At 43.5% G+C, this 18,563-nt stretch carries 18 protein-coding genes; 8 read left to right on the forward strand and 10 right to left on the reverse strand.

Annotation, left to right across the window (positions count from 1 at the left end; genetic code table 11):
• Positions 1–18: 18 nt before the first annotated feature.
• A complete protein-coding gene (locus tag MIC7113_RS33050; protein WP_172642225.1) occupies positions 19–3,048 on the reverse strand; it encodes a PAS domain-containing sensor histidine kinase in 3,030 nt (1,009 codons plus the stop codon).
• Between the two features lie 1,308 nt (positions 3,049–4,356).
• Here MIC7113_RS33050 and MIC7113_RS04830 point away from each other — a divergent pair.
• Together MIC7113_RS04830 and rpsU are read left to right on the forward strand one after the other, a co-directional pair.
• On the forward strand, positions 4,357–4,662 hold the full coding sequence (locus MIC7113_RS04830) for an RNA recognition motif domain-containing protein (RefSeq protein ID WP_015181050.1): 306 nt from the start codon (positions 4,357–4,359) through the stop codon (positions 4,660–4,662).
• 132 nt (positions 4,663–4,794) lie between these two features.
• Positions 4,795–5,001 (forward strand): 30S ribosomal protein S21, encoded by a 207-nt coding sequence (rpsU, locus tag MIC7113_RS04835; protein WP_015181051.1) that lies wholly within the window; start codon positions 4,795–4,797, stop codon positions 4,999–5,001.
• 103 nt (positions 5,002–5,104) lie between these two features.
• On the opposite strand, the gene MIC7113_RS04840 is transcribed toward rpsU, so the two are convergent.
• Positions 5,105–5,785: an SOS response-associated peptidase gene (locus MIC7113_RS04840; RefSeq protein WP_015181052.1), complete on the reverse strand. Its 681-nt coding sequence runs from the start codon at positions 5,783–5,785 to the stop codon at positions 5,105–5,107.
• A 186-nt stretch (positions 5,786–5,971) separates the two neighbouring features.
• On the opposite strand from MIC7113_RS04840, the gene MIC7113_RS04845 reads away from it, so the two are divergent.
• The gene (locus MIC7113_RS04845) at positions 5,972–6,454 is read left to right on the forward strand and encodes a PD-(D/E)XK nuclease superfamily protein (protein ID WP_015181053.1); all 483 of its coding nucleotides are present in this window, start codon (positions 5,972–5,974) and stop codon (positions 6,452–6,454) included.
• Here the strand turns inward: MIC7113_RS04845 and MIC7113_RS04850 are convergent.
• Positions 6,451–7,278, reverse strand: coding sequence for a DNA adenine methylase (locus tag MIC7113_RS04850; RefSeq protein WP_015181054.1), 828 nt, complete (start codon positions 7,276–7,278; stop codon positions 6,451–6,453). The two genes, MIC7113_RS04845 and MIC7113_RS04850, sit on opposite strands and share 4 nt — an antisense overlap.
• A gap of 116 nt (positions 7,279–7,394) precedes the next feature.
• On the opposite strand from MIC7113_RS04850, the gene MIC7113_RS04855 reads away from it, so the two are divergent.
• The 4 genes from MIC7113_RS04855 (at position 7,395) to MIC7113_RS04870 (ending at position 10,978) form a co-directional block, all read left to right on the forward strand.
• Complete coding sequence (locus MIC7113_RS04855) at positions 7,395–9,023, forward strand: hypothetical protein (protein WP_015181055.1); 1,629 nt, start codon at positions 7,395–7,397, stop codon at positions 9,021–9,023.
• A gap of 167 nt (positions 9,024–9,190) precedes the next feature.
• A complete protein-coding gene (locus MIC7113_RS04860) occupies positions 9,191–9,394 on the forward strand; it encodes a DUF751 family protein (RefSeq protein WP_015181056.1) in 204 nt (67 codons plus the stop codon).
• Positions 9,395–9,561: 167 nt separating this feature from the next.
• A complete protein-coding gene (gene rbfA, locus MIC7113_RS04865; protein WP_015181057.1) occupies positions 9,562–9,960 on the forward strand; it encodes a 30S ribosome-binding factor RbfA in 399 nt (132 codons plus the stop codon).
• Between the two features lie 775 nt (positions 9,961–10,735).
• Positions 10,736–10,978, forward strand: a complete 243-nt coding sequence (locus MIC7113_RS04870) for a DUF4327 family protein (RefSeq protein WP_015181059.1) — start codon at positions 10,736–10,738, stop codon at positions 10,976–10,978.
• Between the two features lie 528 nt (positions 10,979–11,506).
• Here the strand turns inward: MIC7113_RS04870 and MIC7113_RS04875 are convergent.
• Positions 11,507–11,899 (reverse strand): hypothetical protein, encoded by a 393-nt coding sequence (locus MIC7113_RS04875; protein WP_015181060.1) that lies wholly within the window; start codon positions 11,897–11,899, stop codon positions 11,507–11,509.
• A gap of 166 nt (positions 11,900–12,065) precedes the next feature.
• On the reverse strand, positions 12,066–12,416 hold the full coding sequence (locus MIC7113_RS04880; protein ID WP_015181061.1) for a hypothetical protein: 351 nt from the start codon (positions 12,414–12,416) through the stop codon (positions 12,066–12,068).
• Positions 12,417–12,644: 228 nt separating this feature from the next.
• Between MIC7113_RS04880 and MIC7113_RS04885 the strand changes: the two genes are divergently transcribed.
• Positions 12,645–13,580 (forward strand): cation diffusion facilitator family transporter, encoded by a 936-nt coding sequence (locus MIC7113_RS04885; protein ID WP_015181062.1) that lies wholly within the window; start codon positions 12,645–12,647, stop codon positions 13,578–13,580.
• Positions 13,581–13,733: 153 nt separating this feature from the next.
• Here MIC7113_RS04885 and MIC7113_RS04890 read toward each other — a convergent pair whose 3' ends face one another.
• The 5 genes from MIC7113_RS04890 to MIC7113_RS04910 all read right to left on the reverse strand — a co-directional run bounded on the left by MIC7113_RS04890 (position 13,734) and on the right by MIC7113_RS04910 (position 18,481).
• Entirely contained in the window at positions 13,734–14,684 is a 951-nt protein-coding gene (locus tag MIC7113_RS04890; protein ID WP_015181063.1) for an FTR1 family iron permease, read from the reverse strand.
• Positions 14,685–14,786: 102 nt separating this feature from the next.
• Positions 14,787–15,221 (reverse strand): ferritin-like domain-containing protein, encoded by a 435-nt coding sequence (locus MIC7113_RS04895; RefSeq protein WP_041780466.1) that lies wholly within the window; start codon positions 15,219–15,221, stop codon positions 14,787–14,789.
• A 154-nt stretch (positions 15,222–15,375) separates the two neighbouring features.
• A complete protein-coding gene (locus MIC7113_RS04900) occupies positions 15,376–15,945 on the reverse strand; it encodes a hypothetical protein (RefSeq protein WP_015181065.1) in 570 nt (189 codons plus the stop codon).
• A gap of 376 nt (positions 15,946–16,321) precedes the next feature.
• Positions 16,322–17,338, reverse strand: coding sequence for a ComEA family DNA-binding protein (locus MIC7113_RS04905; protein WP_015181066.1), 1,017 nt, complete (start codon positions 17,336–17,338; stop codon positions 16,322–16,324).
• Positions 17,339–17,467: 129 nt separating this feature from the next.
• A complete protein-coding gene (locus MIC7113_RS04910) occupies positions 17,468–18,481 on the reverse strand; it encodes a multicopper oxidase domain-containing protein (protein WP_015181067.1) in 1,014 nt (337 codons plus the stop codon).
• Positions 18,482–18,563 lie beyond the last annotated feature (82 nt).

Consider the following 18,563-nt stretch of genomic DNA (forward strand, 5'->3'; position numbering starts at 1 on the left):
CTTCATCGGTTGTGTGATTTAACTTGCGTCTCCCAATCGTGTGGGTTGATGGGGGTGAGGTGGCAGACAATTGAGCATGGGCAGAGAGAAATGGTTTTTTAAGGGCAGTGACACGGTAAATCTCGTTCCTATTCCCACTTCACTCTCTACAGCGATCTCACCCCGATGTAAGTCAACGCAGGTTTTAACAATTGCTAACCCTAGTCCTGTTCCAGCGATCGCGCCGACATTTTTAGCCCGGTAGAAAAACTCAAAAAGTCGGGATTGCTCTTCTTTTGGTATCCCTATACCTTGATCTTGGATTTGAAAAATCGCTTTGTCATCCTGACAAGTCAGTTCAAAGTGAACTTGACCCCCTGCTGGAGAATACTTAATGGCATTGCACAGTAAGTTACTCAGCAGTTGCCTGAGCAGCTTCTTATCCATACAAGCTAAGAACCTGTGACCCCGACATACCAACGTTAGGGTGTGTGGGATGCCTGAGGGCGTTGGGTTTAAACTCATCCCTCGCTGCATTTCGGTCACTAAATCTTGGCAGAACTCATTGAGTACTAGCGGTTCTGGATTGAATCGAACTTGCCCAGCTTCGGCGGTGCCAATAAATAGCGAATCTTCCAATAACTGGAGCATGTGTTTGACTGCATCTTGTATCAGATGCAACTGCTCCACTTTGTCCTCTTGTGTCCATTCATAGTATTCCAGTAACTCCGCCGTAGACATGATCGTCGCTAATGGCGTCCGGAACTCGTGGGAGGTAATCGAAATAAAGCGAGACTTGAGATCGCCCAGTTCTTTTTCTTTGGCGAGGGCATTGAGAATCTCGACTTCCGCTAACTTGCGTTCTGTAACGTCCTCCGCAATCCCTGCAATTCGGGCAGGCGAATCCACTTTATGCAAGATGTGGCAGGCACGCACCCAAATCCAACGCACTGAACCATCGGGTCGCACAATCCGATATTCCTCATCAAAATCTTGCACCTGTTGGAGATGGGGAGTCAAGGCAGCGACGACGCGATCGCGGTCTTCTGGATGTACACTATCTAACCAAGATTGAGGTTGCTCGTATAGACTTTGGGTTGTGCGCCCCCAAAGATCCTCATAGGCAGGACTAATGTAAAGGATCTGGCTCAGATCAGGAAGCGTCAAAAAGAAAACCTCATGGATGTTTTCCGTTAACTGGCGGAATTGCTCTTCCCTTAAGCGCAAATCTTCCTGTGTTTTTCGGTAATCCGTAATATCGAAGAGTACGCCATCCAAACACAGCAAACTACCGTCTGCGGCAAATACACCTTGACCTTTCTCGTAGACCCATCGTATACTTCCGTCTTTTCCAACCAGTCGATACTCTATGACATAAGGCTTTCGCAGTGCGATACACTCGGCTACAACCCGCTCCACCCTGGTTCGATCTTCGGGAGCAATCACACTCGTAAATGTCCGGACTTGATTGTGGAGAAAGTCAGCCGCCGGATAACCTATCATCTCTTCCATGAAATCGCTGATGAAGTCGATGGTCCAGTCCGCATCGTAGGCACGGCGGTAAACGACACCAGGGATATGATCCACTAAGGAACGGAATCGCTCCTCGCTCTCTCGCAATGCGGCCTCAGCTTGCTTCTGCTCAGTCACATCACGCCCCATGATCAGGACTTCATCTTGACTATAGAAAACGCTGCGAATTTCATAATGACGTCGTTCGCCTTTAATCTGTATTGGTGCTTCTGAAACTTGAACCTTACCTGTCGAGAGCGTCGCTGCTACATCGGCACTCAGTTTAAGTGCTAATTCGTGTGGCAACAAGCTAGCGATTTTTTTCCCCAGAAACGCATGAGCAGAAATCGGCGTCTGGCGATTTTTGGCAGGGATGAAGTCTAGGTAAGTCCCATCTCGATGGATTCGCACTAAGGCGTCGGGAATCGCCTCCAGTAAAGCACGATTTACCGCTTCGCTTTGGCGCAGTGCTTGTTGGGCCAAAAAACTTTCGTTCCACAGAGACACTGCCGCCGCTGCGCTGGTGAGCAAATCAACTTCTGATGCCTGCCAAGGGTGGCCTTCTGTACAATTGTCAAAACCAATAAACCCGAAAAAGGTGCCATTTACTGTCAGGGGCAAAATTAGAATCGAAAGGATTCCCTGAGGTGCTAAAACGACACGTTCCGATTCGGGAAATTCGGTAATAATACCCGCAATAATTTCGTTTTGCGACAAAACTTGACTCCAGCGGGGGAAAACGTCGTCATAGCTTAAGTTTTGTACCGTCTGGCTCTCCATTTTGGGCGGCATCCCTGGAGCGCACCACTCTGCCTGCTGACTCATGAGCAGACGTCCTTGCTCATCTCGGTAATTTTCAAACACATACACACGACTGGCATCGGCAACTTGCCCCAAGACTTCTAGAATCTCGTTGTACGGCTTTTGTTTGATCAACCCCTGCTGAGTGTCCTTCTCAAACGCCAGTAACCGACGTTGCACTTCGACTAAGGCGGCTAAGTAACGTTCCCGCTCTGCCAGTACCTCTTCGCTCAGATGACGCTCCGTGATGTCGTAAAGGGTGCCACAAGTGCCTGTAATTTTACGGTTAGCATCAAACGTTAATTGGGTGAATACCTCAATCCAGCGATAACTACCACAGGCAGTCCGATAGCGAACCTCATGGCGGCAGTATTCTTGTTTGCCTGCAATTAACAGTTGAAATTCGTATAAGTTGCGTTGCCGATCATCAGGATGAACGTAATCTAAGAAGAAAGTACCGAGACTACCTGCGATCGCAAAATCGGTAATTTCACTCCAAGCCGGATTGAGAAAAGTCCAATATCCATTAACATCGGTCTGAAAAATGACTTCTTTGACGTTGTCAACCACAGATCGATACTGTTCTTCTCGCTCTCGCAGAGAGGCTTCCACTTGCTGGCGCTGCCCAATTTCCCATTGAAGCTGGAGGATAACCTCCTTCAGTTCCGCTAGGGCTTGCCTTAATTCTTGGGTTCGCTCTTCAACCCGTATTTCTAGCTGGTTTTTGGCTTGTTGCAGAGCCTCCTCTGAAGGCATGTCAGGGCGCTGCCGAAGGAAATGAACCAAAATTAGGAAAATGGAAAAAGAAGAAAAGATAATGATGAAAGTATTGTCGATCTGAACCCTAAAGATGCTCGATTCCCAGAGACGGTTATATCCATTGGAAATAAAAAAATTGTCAGACAATATTTGTAAGACTTTGAGCATCATCTATTCGTAATCCCAGTCCATCAAGCAAGCAGTTTTAGCTCTAACGTAGCTCAGATTAAGTTAAATTTTTTAGTTTATACAGAGACTCATCAAAGCTTTATTGTTACCCAAGAATAAAAAATATGGCTGATTATAGCTGATGATTGAGTTAAATTATAATTCTATAATTAGCTGGATTAAAATCGTCAATCCAAAGGGATCATACCGTTTTTGTAAAAATACAATCGGCGGGTAAACAGGGGAACATTTAGATATAAACCCTCCTCACCCTTCTTTAAATGGTGCACATTTTAGATGCTCCCAATCCAACTTTCAGACTGAATATTTTCGTCTAATTGCTGAAAACAGCCAATGCACACTCGAAACGCAAGAACTTTTCACCATTGCACTCCTTCATGAATGGAATTGACTGTTCAAGAGATACTTGTATCCCAAAAGGATAATTATGCGCGATTCTGGTACTAATAAAAAAATTAGAGATTAAAGTTTTAGTAAAGTTCCGGTCGATTTAATCATGCCGAACTTGGATTGACTATACCCTTTTTTTTGGTAGAAGCGTAGCGGGTTGCCAAAGTAGTCCACAGAAGCACAGAGTTTGCTCTCGGAGAGAATATAGAGATAAAGGGGGTATAGATATAGATATAGATTCTGTTTTCGCTATGATTATACCGAACCAAGGTAATCATTAAGCTGATTATTCTAGCCTGCGAATAAAGTTAATTATGACGTTTTTAAAGAAATTAAATTTACTCCTAAAAGAGCATAAATTGAGCTAAATTTAGCTATCTGGAGATCCAGTAATCTAATCAGCATTTAAATCGTATAATCCATGCTCCCCCGTCCTAGTAGGAGTTCAGGCCCCGCGAAGCTCCTAATGCGAATTGTGATAGGGATATAAATTGTTTCTATCCCTAGGCTGGCTGACAACAACGCCAAATGCCCTCGTACAACTGGATCACCCAATCGGGTGAACACTTTAAGACTTTATCGTCAATCCTTCTTGGGGTTGCGATATTGCCTGAATGCTGTTACAATCTTCTTTAAGGATTATATTCGGCTGAAAAGTTTGTTTTTATTAGATCAAACCGGTCTCCGAATCTAACTCTCCACACCTTCTGATTTCGGAGCTGCTCTATGTCAATCTATGTCGGCAACCTCTCCTATGATGTCACGGAAGAAGACATAAGAGAAGTTTTTGCCGAGTACGGAACTGTAAATAATGTTACATTGCCTAAAGATCGAGAGACCGGTCGTAAGCGGGGCTTTGCATTTGTAGAAATGGGAACAGACGAAGAAGAAACCGCAGCGATTGAGGCTCTTGATGGCGCTGAGTGGATGGGTCGAAACCTGAAGGTTAATAAGGCGAAGCCTCGCGAAGACAATAAACCCTTTGGCGGTGGTAGTCGCTCCAACAACTTTAAATCTTCTCGACGCTACTAATGGGTTGAGAGAGAAGATGAAACTCTAAAGTCTGAAGGGCAGGCAAAGAGTCTGTCCTTTTTTGCTGATGACCGGCTGGACGCTTAAGCGCTAAGCTGGCTAATAATTCACTCAATCAGAGGAGGAAGCGGGATGGCTCAAGTGATCAGAGGCGAACATGAAGGGATTGAGGCAACCTTACGTCGATTTAAGCGAGAAGTTTCCAAAGCGGAAATTTTTCCAGACATGAAGAAGCATCGTCACTTTGAAACGCCTATTCAAAAACGCAAGCGCAAAGCCATTGCCCGACAAAAGCAGGTTAAGAGGATGTCTCGCTACAGAAACAAAAGACGTGATTAATTAATAGTGAGTTGCATTCATACAACTTAGGCTCTCTCCCCATCCATTTTTCTCTGAGGCATGGATTTAGGGAGTTTATTTGTTTATACGCCCTCTCGTGTTTTCATGGGCTTTCAAGTCTCTCAATACACTCGGCACTATCATTGACGGGTTTATTTACCACCTTACTAACTGGGTAAGCTGTCATTTCTTCAGTTGGATAAGGACACAGTAAAGCCTCTAACGACTCCTGCTGCTTCATCTGTGGGTTCAACCACAAATCATAGTTCTTTGGGTCAAGAATCACTGGCATTCGGTTGTGAATAGGACGCATCAACTCATTTGCCTCCGTAGTTAAGAGAGTACAAGACTCAATCGCCTCACCGTCAACAGGTTGCCAACGTTCCCACAAGCCAGCAAACGCGAACGGACATCCATCCTGCAAACGAAAATAATACGGCTGCTTTTGTTTTTGATTCTCCTGTTGCTGCCACTCATAAAAACCATCGGCTAGTACTAAACAGCGCCGATGCCGGAAAGCACTGCGAAATGATGGTTTCTCTGCCACCGTTTCTGCTCTAGCATTAATGAGCCGTGATCCCATTTTTGAGTCTTTCGCCCAGCTTGGAATCAGTCCCCAATGTAACATTTTGAACTGCCTGTCTTGGTGTTCTGGAGTTTGTAGAATCGTAGCCACCGACTGAGTCGGCGCGATATTGTATCGGGGTGTCAGGGGAGGAACCGCCACCTGAAAAACCTGGGTGATTGTCTCTGCTGATTGGCTCTGACTAAATCTTCCACACATGCTTTTATCCTATGGCCTGTATGATGAAGTCGATATTTCATTTATATAGTATTTTTGTACTGCTATAAATAAAATCCAAGAATCAACATTTTTTTATAGCCTTCTTTTGAAGGCCGAGAACTAGCAAAAGAGACCTGATAGAGGTAATCTTTGTTTAACTGGTCACCGTGTCACTCACAAAGAACCATGAATCAGGGTGGTAGAGCCGTCATTTCTGGGAATGTTTTAGAAAAAACGGTTGAAACAATCTTACAGGTACATGGATATACCGAAATCTGTCGAGATTTGCCTAAAAAACGACGACGAGACTGGCTGCTATACTCGCATGAGCCACCCAAACGATACTCTAAACAGGTTTATATTGGTTCGGGAATTTATGGAACAGCGATTTACGTAGACTTTTATGTTTTTAATTCTGTATCCATTCCCGATGGTCTTATTGTTGAATGCAAATGGCAGCAAGCGGGTGGCTCAGTAGATGAAAAACTTCCCTACCTCAATTTAAATATACAGACTTGTTATCCCTCTCCTACAGTCGTGTTGATTGATGGTGAAGGAATGAAAAAAGGAGCTATAAATTGGCTAACTAGACAAGTAGATTGTAATCCCAATTTATTGGCTGTACATAACCTAACCCATTTTATGATTTGGGCTAACAACCATCTTTAATAAGATGTAATTAAAACCTCCGAAATTTTACCTCGTTTACTGGCTTTAGAGTTAATTAATCGAGTAGCTGATATTGCATGGATTTGAAAATCACGGTAAAGTTCTCGGATAAAATTACAATCCGAATTAGAAAGCATAACTTTGACACCCCGTTGAGCTAATTCAGCAAAAACTTCTTTGAGTTTTATCTGGTCGTCTGGCTTAAAAGCATAACGACTATAAGCCGTAAAATTACTAGTAGGGCTGATGGGATAATAAGGGGGATCAAAATAAACAAAGTCATCACAGCTATTCGCAGAATCAAGGATGTACTCAAAATTATTCACATTAATCTGAGCCTTCTGAAGTGCAAAACAGGCTGATCTTAGTAAAGATGGGTTGCAAATTTTAGGATTTTTATATTTGCCAACGGGAACATTAAATTGACCTTGAGAGTTCTCTCGATATAAACCATTAAAGCAAGTTTTGTTGAGATAGATAAGACGTGCAGCTTTCTCCAGATGAGTGATGCCTTTACATTGACGTATATCATAATAATATTCTTTACAATGTTTACTTTGATGTTCTTCTAAAAGTACAATTAGCTCCTCAACATTGTCTCTAACACACCGATAAACATTAACAAGCTCTGCGTTAATATCTGTTAAAATAGCTGATGGTGGATTAAGATGAAAAAAGACAGCACCACCTCCGAGAAAAGGTTCATAGTAAGTCTTAAAGGCTTTAGGAAAATAATGTATATATTGCTGAATAAGCTGGCTCTTACCACCCGCCCACTTTAGGAACGGTCGAGGCACAACAGTTGGCTGAACAATCGTATGCATTGATCTTAAAAACTAGTGATGAGTGAGTACAATTTTATTTTCTATATTTTTATGATCGGTGTCTGCCGTAGTTAGAAAAAAATGATCAGGGCAAAATTTGAGTCTAATCAATAAAAATGCACATCTTGGCAAATCTTAATCATTCAAATTTATATCTCTTTGTTTTAGTGACGTTCGTCTATTTTATCATTAGTATTTTAAATTATAGATTATTTAAAAACAAATTATCTCTTCCTAATAGCAAAATTAGCTTGATTGCGGCTTGTCTCTTAATCGTTAATTACATTGTTTTATTAGTTCTCTACGCTACACACAATAATTTTTTTGACCATGCAGAAGCGAACATAGCTACGGTTTCCTGGCTCTTTCAAAGAGGCAAGCCTATTTATCATGAATTAGAATCTGCTGAGCGCTACAGTATTCCCTATGGCCCAATGCTGTATGTTATTAATGGATTTTTCTTGAATCTACTAAAGCCCAGTCTATTTTCTGCAAAAATTGGTGGCATATTAGCGGGTGGTCTAAGTCTATTATTGCTATTCTATGCGTTAAAAAAAATAGTAGGTCTTCAAATCGCAATTTTTTGTTCAGGTTATATAAGTTTAATTTTTATTTCAATTTATTCTTATTTTGCCGCAGCTACTTTTTGGAACAGAAGCGATTCTTTCCTAATTATGTTCGTAGCGCTAGGGTTGCTAACGGCAGTTAGAACAACTTCATGGCTGGCAATCTTAGGATCTGCCTTATCGATAGGTATTAGTGTAAACTTAAAAATTCATGGCATCCTTTATTTTTTACCGATTTATATTTTATTTTATTTTCGCCATGGAATTTACTCTGTTTTATTTTCAATTTTGGGTTCTCTAATTCTGGTAATTATACCTTTTATTGGTTTTCCCCAAGTATCTCTGACAAACTACATCATTTGGCTAAATGAGTTTGGGGAACAGGGGTTGTCGCTTAACCTATTAAAGGGAAATATAATTTGGTCACTCTACTTATTGGCTCCTCTACTATTTTTATTTATTTATTTTAAATTTATTAATAATAATGAATTTAATGTTTTTCTAAAAAATAATAAATATTTTATTTTTTCCATTTTGGTCAGCCTTCTTGGTGTAGCGATCCTAGGTTCCAAACAGGGTGCAGGAATGAACCATTTACTTCCTTTGATACCCCCATGGGCTTATTTGTTTGCATTGACCTTATCTCAAGCAATTGCCGTGGAAAGAAAACGTTCCTTCAAGGACATTAATAAGTATTCCTATTGCCTTTACATAAGTCTAATTGGCGCTTTGTTAACAGTTACTCTAATAAGAGCATCAGTCAATGAAATCAGATTTATTGATTTATCAAGCAAATACCACGATGAACCCGTTCAGGAAATTAATGAAATCCTTCAATCTTATTCAGGCATTACTATTGGAATGGGCTATGGGGGCGATTATGATTTAACCTATTATCGACCGATTTTAACATATCACGGGAATCCTTACTTCATTGATGCCGTTTCTATGATGGATTCGGAATTTTTAAGGAAAGGAATACCAACTGAAACATTGAAGGCTCTAAGTTCATGTAAAATAGATTTATGGTTAATTCCTAAAGGCGGATTGCCCTTTAATTTGTATAATTACTTTAATCAACGGCAAGTCTTTAGTGAAGAATTCAAGTCTACTTTCTTGCTAAACTATGAATTAAGACATCACACTAAACATTACAATTTATGGTTTTGCAAAAAATAAATGATAAAATATCACGACTAGAAAATAATTAATCAAAGACTGTAGCTGTAAAAAAGACAACAACAAGTACGGCGATGATAGCAAACCACTAAATTAACTTGATGGCTTGTCGATCTCGCTCACAAGTGCTAACAGTAAAAAGTAACCTTGTAAACTTTTTTAGGAAAATGAAAGATTTTTGGGAAAATGTCTCTCGCTACCCCCGCTTCTTTATCACCATCAGCTTGGGGATCTTCTATTTCTTATTTGAGCGACTGAAGCCTCTATTTGAGCGCCCTCTCACAGCGATCGCCTTGACAGGGGTTCTGGTCGCCGGCTTTTTCTTCATTGCTTTCACCCTCCGAGCTATGCTAGGTTTGAATCCTATTTAAACGGGGGAGTTCACATTAATCGTTAATCGAGATTGAGGGAAAAGTAGAAACAACGTAATCTCCCTGGGGACTGACGTAACAAAAATTCAATGCCTGTCAATATTATTGTTAGTGAACTACTATAGCTCGTTGGAAGCGACTGTCTGTAGTGTAACAAAGGGGGCGTTATGCCTACAAGTCGCCGTGTTTCTCGCGTTGCCTCGCTGATTCAGCAAGAAGTCAGCCAAATGGTACTCCACGAAATCAAAGATGACCGAGTGGGGGCTGGTATGGTTAGCGTTACCGATGTAGACGTATCTGGCGACCTCCAGCACGCAAAAATCTATGTGTCCATCTATGGCACTGATGAAGCAAGAGCAGAAACCATGGCTGGGCTAAAGTCCGCCACAGGTTATGTCCGTCGTGCATTGGGTCAACGGATTCGCCTACGCCGAACACCAGAGGTGATCTTTATCGAAGACCGAGGGTTAGAAAGAGGCGATCGCATGTTGACACTTCTCGATCAGCTCAGTGAAGAGCGTCAGAGCAAGGAGCTGGAAGACGATATCCCTGAGGCCGAAGATTGAAATATGCACTGAAACCTCTGCCGGCTCTCAACCGTTTTGCTCTCGAACAACAGGTTGCATAGATGATTGTAGTGCGGTTGTCTAGCGACCTGTTCCAATGTCTAGCGTCGGAACCCTCACAGGGGACGTTTGACGATAGGCCAGAGGTTTTTGGTCTTTGGGGCGTTATAGTACTCGCAGAGATTACCATTCGTCTCAACTATATGACGAACTTCAATTCCAAGACCGTCATACCTCTTGTTCCTCTTTGCTACAATTGTGGATTCTGAGCAACTCGTTTTGATGGAATACTTGACGATCACCTGTTCCGGAAGAATGGCTTAATGAATCTTTATGCAACGATACTTTACACCTTCTCATAATCTATGGCAGCTCTTATTTTGAGAGTTTCTGATACCTGAGTGGCTACACCTATACGTTTCCTTAGGAAAAAATGCCCCAAACTCAAGTGATCCCGGCTTCAAGGGTGGTTTCATCAGGACTCTCCAAATTAATCCACTGACCTATTTAGTTTAAGTTTTGTTTAAGTCTTAAATGAGGTTTTTACTCTCTTCGCGGGAAGATACGCCCACTCAATTTGTTGTAACGCTTGCTGCGTATGGGTTTCATCCTTGAGAGAGGAAAAATCGGCTTTTGACATTTTCTTAACCTTTTGCGATTTTTATTCAAAAAGAGAATTCATTCGTAACTTTCTATACGGAACTAAATTTATTTTCACGCTAGCGAATATTCGATTATATTTAATCGTAGCTTTGTTATTTCCCTGCCTATTACCATGAGTATTAACACCGTGCCTTCTACACCTACAATTCAGTACTCCATCAATGTCATCCAAGACGAAGCGCGTCACCTAGTGGAAAGAGGAATCATTAGCCGTCAGCAGCCTATCTACGTCCTTTGCCAGTACATTCCCGCACGGGAGTGGGTTTGTGTAGAGTGTGAGCTAGAACGTTGCGACTTCTTGCTCAGAGACCGCATTGCCGATTTGATCGGCTCTGAAGAATGGGATAATGATTAATATTTTTTATGGGAAGGAGAACAAAACCTAATGACTAGGAAAATTTTCCTAGTCCTTGGCAAACTTTGGGACACCTAAGCGTAATCAAAAAGACTTTTAGGACGATCGAATTTGCCGAAATTTATGGGAAAAGCTTGAAACGAATTTTCTATCCTCTTAAGCTGTAAAAATTCAGTGCGCCCTAAAGGGCGTTGCTTATTTTAGAAGGCTTGAGAAGATCAGTGATCATAGTGCCAGTGATCATAGTGCCAAGGCTGCCCCCATCTATAGAAGGTGTTCTCGATGGACTCCTCGGTGAAAGGTAACAGATGTAACGGATCGACTGACTCGGTGCCTCATCCTCAACTCATCCGCTACCTCGACGATCTGGCCTCCTAAACCCATTGCATCTAATCCGCGAAAATCAAATAGTTCTGATCAGGGTGGGAGGTATTGAACTTGCTGTTAACTGCCTTAAGTCACCTAGCGCCAAACCCTATAGGTTATGGCGCAGTATTTTTGCTCAAGCCTAACCAATGGAGGGTCAGTCTAACTATCTGAGTCCGAGTTCCGTAATTTCTCTAACTCAGTACGAATGGCAGCAATTTGTGCCGTCAATTCTTCTAATTCCAACTGTGCATTGGGTGAGGCAGCGGTTGTTGGTGGTGTAACAGAAATATCAATTGGTGTTTCCGTTGCAGAGGAACGCCCTGGAGTACTTTGTTGCCTCCACATCTGCTCAATAAAACTTCGGGCTTCTTGCTCAGTGATGGCTCCTTTCTCAGCCCACTCAGTGACCCGTTGGCTGAACTCTAACCTCAGTTGAGACAAGCTTTCCTCACGCTTTTGAGAGTCGCCGAGCGTTTCGACGAGGGATGTCGTTGCTCCCAAGGAGACACGCAATCCAGTTTGTAGCAAATCTAGGAGATTGTTGGAGTTCATCTAAGTACCCAGTCCGGTTGAACGAATGACTTCGTTTATAATCTATCGTTTTTGGCAAATGGCTAAGAAGATAAGGCCGTTCGCTCTTTCTAGGACTTATGCCTATTGACCTGTTGGACTCTATGGCTTGCCGTTAGCTAGACTTTTTGTGTATGTTCTCAAGTCTTCAGCCCACTTGCTCCAGGTATTGATTAACATCATCGATCACGCGAGTCAACTCCGCTTCTGTCGTTAGACGGATGCGCTCGTCACGGAGTGTAACGAGGACTTTAGCTGCAAAGGGACTCGGCCAGATATTAGGATTGCAGAAAATTTCCAGAAAGACATCCCCGGAATATCGGTATTCCATGGGTTTTTGAGGCGTGGGTTTGCCACCGCCACCGGTTGCCTGGGTCGCGGCTTTCAGGCTTTGCATCAATTGGGCGATCGCTTGCTGTAACTCTTTAGCCGCATCAGCCGTGAAGGCGAACGACACAGAACCTTCGACAAGATTAAGTTTTAGCGGAGTGGGAGGCATACGTAATAAATCTTAATATGAGAGTTTTAATGCAAGAAGTTGTAATTGAGTCCCTGGAAAAATTTACCAGACAATGGGTTCATCGGTGCATTTTTATTAAAAATACTCTCAACAATCCCACCCATTTGCAGATGTTAATAGAACCATCAGCCCCCAAACGAAGGAAGTCTCAGGCATTTTACAGACTAAACTAAAGGCTATAAATGTTAATTCAATGGGGTGGCATCTGTGGTGCAAGATAACCGCTCTGAAGTTCGTAAGGTTTTACTGATTACCCTACTGCTCAATCTATTCGTGATGGGATTAAAAGCGGTTGTGGGATTTTGGACAGGGTCTCTAAGCCTGCAAGCAGATGCTCTCCATAGTGTGACCGATAGTGCGAACAATGTTTTAGGTTTAATGGCCAGTCGATTTTCTTCCCCTTTACCCGATCGCACTCATCCCTATGGACACCAGAAATTTGAAGCGGTGGGTGCGCTGGGAATTGCGGCCTTTTTAGGTATCGCCTGCTTTGAAATTCTTCAAGGAGCAATCGAGCGGATTTTTCAGGGTCTTACTCCTGTCAATATTTCTGCCCCAGAACTGTGGTTGCTGTTAATTGTATTAGGGGTAAATATTTTTGTAACCTACTATGAGCGAGGTGTGGGTCAGCGAGTGGGTAGCCCAATTTTGATCGCTGATGCTCAACACACCATGAGCGATGTTTGGGTGACCATTACCGTCCTGCTTGGATTAATTGGGGTTTGGCAGGCACGAGTGTTACATTTACCCCAACTTCAGTGGCTCGATGTACTTTTCGCTTTCCCGGTTGCTCTGTTAGTGTTTTGGAGTGGCTGGAAGGTAATAAAAGAAAATTTGCCCTGGTTAGTGGATGAAATGGCGATCGCACCCGAAGCCATTCGGGATATTACCCTGCAAGTTCCCGGCGTGATCAACTGCCATGATATTGCTTCTCGCGGTCTGTTGGGGCGTCAAGTCTTCATTGAAATGCACCTAATTGTCCAAGCGAAAGAGGTGGAAACCGCTCACAAAATTACCGAAGAAGTTGAATCGCGACTAGAAGAACGCTTTAGTCCTGTTCGAGTTTTGATTCATGTTGAGCCACCTGATTACCAGTCCAATCAAGTTAGCTTTGAGTCAGAAATTCAATCAGTAGACCCCTAGTTTTCCACAGATCGGGGTACTTTTCCACAGAAAATGACGAGTTTTCCACAAAGATAAAGAGAAGATAATCATTGCCATCGCTATTCTTAACCAATGTCACACCAGATTTTTGCAACTGTTAGCTAACCCATTTGTCTAAAACGAGCTTTGAGATTACTTCCGGCTCGCGGATTTCTCATGCTGAACACTAGCACCGGCTGGCACCGCTAAGCTGTTGAAATAAAGTCCGCCAATGGTGAACATAAACAACAGGTAAGCTACGGATTGAACCAGATAAATTTTTTCCCGATAGCCAATTAAGGCTTTAAGCACGATACCGGGAAACTGATCATCGGGTAAAACACTGCTCATATTCCAAACGATCGGGCCTAAAATGCAGGAATGGTCTTTCGCAAACCGTTCGTAGTAGAAGCATAAATCGGCTGATTTCCGATCCATCTGGGCTAATGTCTTGATGGATTCATCAAAATGTGATAAAGAAGAGACGACTAAACCAGCAACAATTAGGAGTAACAAAACCCCCATGACCTGAAAGAAGAGGCGGATGTTAATTTTGATGCCCCACTTAAACAGCAATACACCAATTCCGGCAGCTACTGCGATTCCAGCAATCGCTCCTAGGGCAGGTATCAACCCTTGTTGAAATTTAGCAACGATAAACAGAACCGTCTCAAACCCTTCTCGTAGGACAGCAATCAGAATCAGGGTGAAGACGCCCCAACCTGAACCCTTCCCTTGTTGAATCGCAGAAGTGACAGCACCTTCAACTTCTGATTTCAGGTATTTGGCCTGTTGAGTCATCCAAATCAGCATCCAACTCAGCATGGCGATCGCAATCACGCCAAAGACAGCCTCCAGCAACGGCTCAATCACAGGCGCATACTGCGGATAGGTTGCGCTCAAGGCTTGAATCCCCCAGCTAAATAAGACCCCAACCAAGGCACTAGCGACGAGTCCGACGGCGACACCCGCATAAACCCAAGGGTTCAAATGTCCAGCTTTGGCTTTTTTCAGGCAAGCCAGAACAATTCCCACCACAATGGCAGCTTCAACGCCTTCGCGTAGAGTAATGACAAAAGTCGGTAAAGCAGCAGTAAAATCCATGAATTATGAGTCCTTAGTCATGCGTTATGCGTGAGTCTTTGGCTACTAATCAGTGGTCTTGGGCTACTGACCACTGACGACTGATTAGTAACGACTGACCCCTTAACTAAAATCGCGCAACATTTTTTTAATTTCTATGTTGTGCATTTCTTCTTGACCAATCATGGTGCGGGCGTACTCTTCCAAATAGACACTGGAATCATTTACGGTTTCTAGTAATTGCTTGTAGAGACTCAGGGCTTTTTTCTCATGGTTGAGGCTTTCTTCTAAAATATCCCGCACTGAGTGTTTGTAACTTTCCTCAATCGGAGCAATACGCTGACTGGGATGTCCTTCTAAACCGGTGAGAATCTCTCCGGCCTGTTGAGCATGGAGTAAGGATTCTGTGGCTTGCGCTTTGAAAAAATCCACAATCGGAGTGCGGTAGGGACCCGTCACCATCAGGGAATAGTGGGTATAACGGACTACCCCAGCCAGTTCAAATTCCATGATGGAGTTGAGGATGTCAGTGGTGGCTTTGAGATTGAGGTCCTTCATGGTGAGCATTTGGTTTGATGGGTTATTGAAATTCTCTCATGACGATCTAAGTGCTTGTCTCAAGGCTTACCATCAGACAAAGCACTAGAGGCGGGAGCGATCGCCTGAACGAAAGTGTTTTTATCTAGGTGGGATCATCCGAGAAAACTTATCCTCAAGGGCTTTTTGTGTACTCCGTCACGGCTTGCGAGAGGGATTGAAGCGACGTGATGGCTTTGGTTTTGTCTGGATTGGGTGGCTGTATCACCGTATTAGTGATTTGGGTAACGCCTGATGCCAGTTTGTCGTAGGCCGCTTTAGATTTGTTTTTCACCTGAAATTGAATAATCTTCTGCTGCCAGTTATCGCTAAAACCCTTAGCATATTCTTTAGCTTTGGCAATATCGTTAGCTTGCAATGCCTTGACAGCAGCGGGCAAATAGCCATTGAGCTTGGCTAATGTTGCCTTGGCACCATCATTCGCTTTAGCCGTTGCCTTGGCAGTATTCGCCGGTGCGACGGCTGTCTTCCCTGTTGCTGGGCTAGCTGCGGGACTACTACCAGGACTCGCCGCCGGACTCGCTGCTGCTGTGGGCTTCGGAGCCGCTGCCTTCTGCTTTTGCGGTCTTTTGGGAACGACTTGAGGTGTTGAGTACACGACATCATTGGACTCTTCTTGATTACAACCCGCTAGCCCCCCAAGCAGCAGGATACTGGCAACTACCAGAGCATTAAAACGCATCATTTCTAACTCCTCAAAAATTCAGGAAATAATTCTAGACGGTCTTGGTCTAAAAGGAAGCACCACAACTACGGCTGCAACTAGAATTGTCAGCTTCATCAAGATAGTAAATGACAAGACCGACACCTGCACAGAATTACTTGAGGAGAATTAACGAACCCCGATAAAGACCTCCGAATTTTTGTTAAATCGAGCGGTTTCATCAGGCTTGATTTTCTCTGGCGCTATAAATTAGAGGCTGTTAGAGCAAAAGGCAGAAGGCAGAAGGCAGAAGGCAGAAGGTTCTTATGTGGATTACTGGTCAATGATCAAAGAGCTGTTCAAGAAAGTCCTATACCCTTATGACGACAGCTATAGTTTGGGCTGAACCTTCTGAAGCTTAAGATTTAAGAACCTTTTGAGCATTCTGCTCAATGGTCTTGATGAGCTGGGAGACTTGGTCGGGAGTCATCACGGGTTTGGGTGGGGCTTGGGCGGAAGGCCATGCGGTTTTCAGTTGAGTCATGCTGTCGGCGATCGCTTTTTGGGCTTCGGGATTGGATTTTTTCAATGGATCGGAAATTTGACCCAACAGGGTATCTGCATAGTTGACAAATCCCCGTGAGTCCTGATACTCAATTACGGCGGCTATTTTGCCATTAGCGATCGCTGCCCCATATTCTGAGTTCGCTGCATCCAGTAACTCGTTGATCACCTGTAGCACGAATTGAGGCGATTGACGCTCTTGTTCTGGCAAGGCTTGAATCGCCTGATCGACCGATTGCATGGACTGCTCGAAATTCGTTGCGACTTTAGTATCCTTAGAATTCGATTTCACCAAGTCTTGCAGGCTGATCAACGTCTTCTTAAATTCTGGGACTTTCCGCTCATTGAGTTGGTCTTCCACATCCACGTAAATTTCTTCAACTGGATGACCGATATGAGGCTCAGCTTGCTTGGGCAATTGTGCATCTAGGAGTTCTTTTGCTACAAGCAGATGACCTTTCATCAAGCCCAGCTTACTCATGTAATCGACATCTTTAGCTTCCCCGGTGAGTACGATATCCTCAACGGTGACCATATCCTTAATTTGGTCAAACTGTTCTTGAGCAATCACCTTTTTGGATACCAGTTCATCAGGGCTGCCATAAGGACGACTGGCCTGAATTTTATTGGAGAGGGCTGGAACCCCCAATTTGGCTTCTAATTTGTCTAAATCAGACAAAATTGCGGTATTGATGTTGATTTTATCCTTGGCACTGCTGGAATGATGAGTGCTAGTTGCCGCCGGACTGGAATTGTTAGCTGGAGAAGAATTTGAGGTTACATCAGAGTTCTGTGAGGGAGCGCAGTTCGTTAGAACGACCAACAACGTACTGGCAACAGCAAGAGCAAGGAAACGGAAAATAGACTTCATAGTAGGTTCAGAAATTTGTAATTTGACATGAGAAATTTAGTTGCTTAATAAAATCTTTTTGCAACATTAATTTAGCTTCTCATTCTCTAGCTAGTAAGAATCTTTGTCAACTAATCACCTAAGAAGTCACTAACCTTGAGCGATGACTTCAAAATTTCCCATGCAACCGCTTTCCGCGATCGCATCTTGGTGAGGATGAAACATATACTTACCCGTGTAAGGATAGGCAAATTCCAGGATGTGCCGTTCTGCCGTTCCCATCGTAATCACATCACTTTCCTGCGTCGGTTTCAGAGTCATCCCGGTGGGATAAACGCGGAAGAAGTTGGCATGAATATGAAAGGTGAGGGCAGCGTCGAACTCAATCATATTGAGCAGATACAATCGCACGAGCTGGTTTTGGTAAATGGGGATTGGATGCTCCATATAGTAATTCGGCATCCCGTTAAAGGCATAAAGTTCATTCTTTTTGTCATCGTTAATGTCATAACCGCCCATAACCATCACCATTTCATCAGCAGGGGGACGCCCTTGGGGAGGGTCAACGATGAACATGCCATATAATCCTTTACTGATATGCCGTGTGACGGGTGCCGTGTGGCAATGGTAGAGATGGACACCGTAGGGTTCGGCATCAAATTCGTAAATCGTCGCCGCACCATGACGCACGGGTTTGATACCATCAGCCTCAGCCGGGTGGATGCCGTGGAAATGCATACTGTGGGAATGTCCACCATTGTTGAGGAAAATAATCCGGACGCGATCGCCCTGTTTGGCTCGTAGCGTTGGCCCTGGAACGCGACCATTGAAGTTCCAAGTCACAAAAGATACAGCACTATTGAGCTGAACAGTACTGTTTCCGGCAACAATCCGAAATTCGCGAATCGTCCGTCCGTTGTCTTTTTTGACGGTGCCATAATCAAAATTTCGTAGCATGGCCATCGGGCTAATCCTGTTGTCCTCTGAGGAAGAGGCGTCATTGGGAAGCGGTGGCACTTTAACTTTCGCCGTTAACTGGCGCGTTTGGGCAAACTGTTGCACCGCCAAAGCCGTTCCCGTCACGCCAAGTCCTGCCAGTCCCAACTTGAGAAGTTGACGACGATTCCACAGAGGAGTTTTCTTAAGTAGAAAGGGGTCTGACATGAATCGCAAGTTATTACAAATAATTATCTGATTTAGAAGAATAATTCCTCAGTATATAACTGTCAAATATTCTCAACAGCTT

The sequence above is a fragment of the Allocoleopsis franciscana PCC 7113 genome (assembly GCF_000317515.1).
Lineage (GTDB): Bacteria > Cyanobacteriota > Cyanobacteriia > Cyanobacteriales > Coleofasciculaceae > Allocoleopsis > Allocoleopsis franciscana.

Coding starts and splice junctions, on each gene's coding strand:
- MIC7113_RS33050 (WP_172642225.1), bottom strand. CDS start 3,048: ATGCCTTCAGAGGAGGCTCTGCAACAAGCCAAAAACCAGCTAGAAATA.
- MIC7113_RS04830 (WP_015181050.1), top strand. CDS start 4,357: ATGTCAATCTATGTCGGCAACCTCTCCTATGATGTCACGGAAGAAGAC.
- rpsU (WP_015181051.1), top strand. CDS start 4,795: ATGGCTCAAGTGATCAGAGGCGAACATGAAGGGATTGAGGCAACCTTA.
- MIC7113_RS04840 (WP_015181052.1), bottom strand. CDS start 5,785: ATGTGTGGAAGATTTAGTCAGAGCCAATCAGCAGAGACAATCACCCAG.
- MIC7113_RS04845 (WP_015181053.1), top strand. CDS start 5,972: ATGAATCAGGGTGGTAGAGCCGTCATTTCTGGGAATGTTTTAGAAAAA.
- MIC7113_RS04850 (WP_015181054.1), bottom strand. CDS start 7,278: ATGCATACGATTGTTCAGCCAACTGTTGTGCCTCGACCGTTCCTAAAG.
- MIC7113_RS04855 (WP_015181055.1), top strand. CDS start 7,395: ATGCACATCTTGGCAAATCTTAATCATTCAAATTTATATCTCTTTGTT.
- MIC7113_RS04860 (WP_015181056.1), top strand. CDS start 9,191: ATGAAAGATTTTTGGGAAAATGTCTCTCGCTACCCCCGCTTCTTTATC.
- rbfA (WP_015181057.1), top strand. CDS start 9,562: ATGCCTACAAGTCGCCGTGTTTCTCGCGTTGCCTCGCTGATTCAGCAA.
- MIC7113_RS04870 (WP_015181059.1), top strand. CDS start 10,736: ATGAGTATTAACACCGTGCCTTCTACACCTACAATTCAGTACTCCATC.
- MIC7113_RS04875 (WP_015181060.1), bottom strand. CDS start 11,899: ATGAACTCCAACAATCTCCTAGATTTGCTACAAACTGGATTGCGTGTC.
- MIC7113_RS04880 (WP_015181061.1), bottom strand. CDS start 12,416: ATGCCTCCCACTCCGCTAAAACTTAATCTTGTCGAAGGTTCTGTGTCG.
- MIC7113_RS04890 (WP_015181063.1), bottom strand. CDS start 14,684: ATGGATTTTACTGCTGCTTTACCGACTTTTGTCATTACTCTACGCGAA.
- MIC7113_RS04895 (WP_041780466.1), bottom strand. CDS start 15,221: ATGAAGGACCTCAATCTCAAAGCCACCACTGACATCCTCAACTCCATC.
- MIC7113_RS04900 (WP_015181065.1), bottom strand. CDS start 15,945: ATGATGCGTTTTAATGCTCTGGTAGTTGCCAGTATCCTGCTGCTTGGG.
- MIC7113_RS04905 (WP_015181066.1), bottom strand. CDS start 17,338: ATGAAGTCTATTTTCCGTTTCCTTGCTCTTGCTGTTGCCAGTACGTTG.
- MIC7113_RS04910 (WP_015181067.1), bottom strand. CDS start 18,481: ATGTCAGACCCCTTTCTACTTAAGAAAACTCCTCTGTGGAATCGTCGT.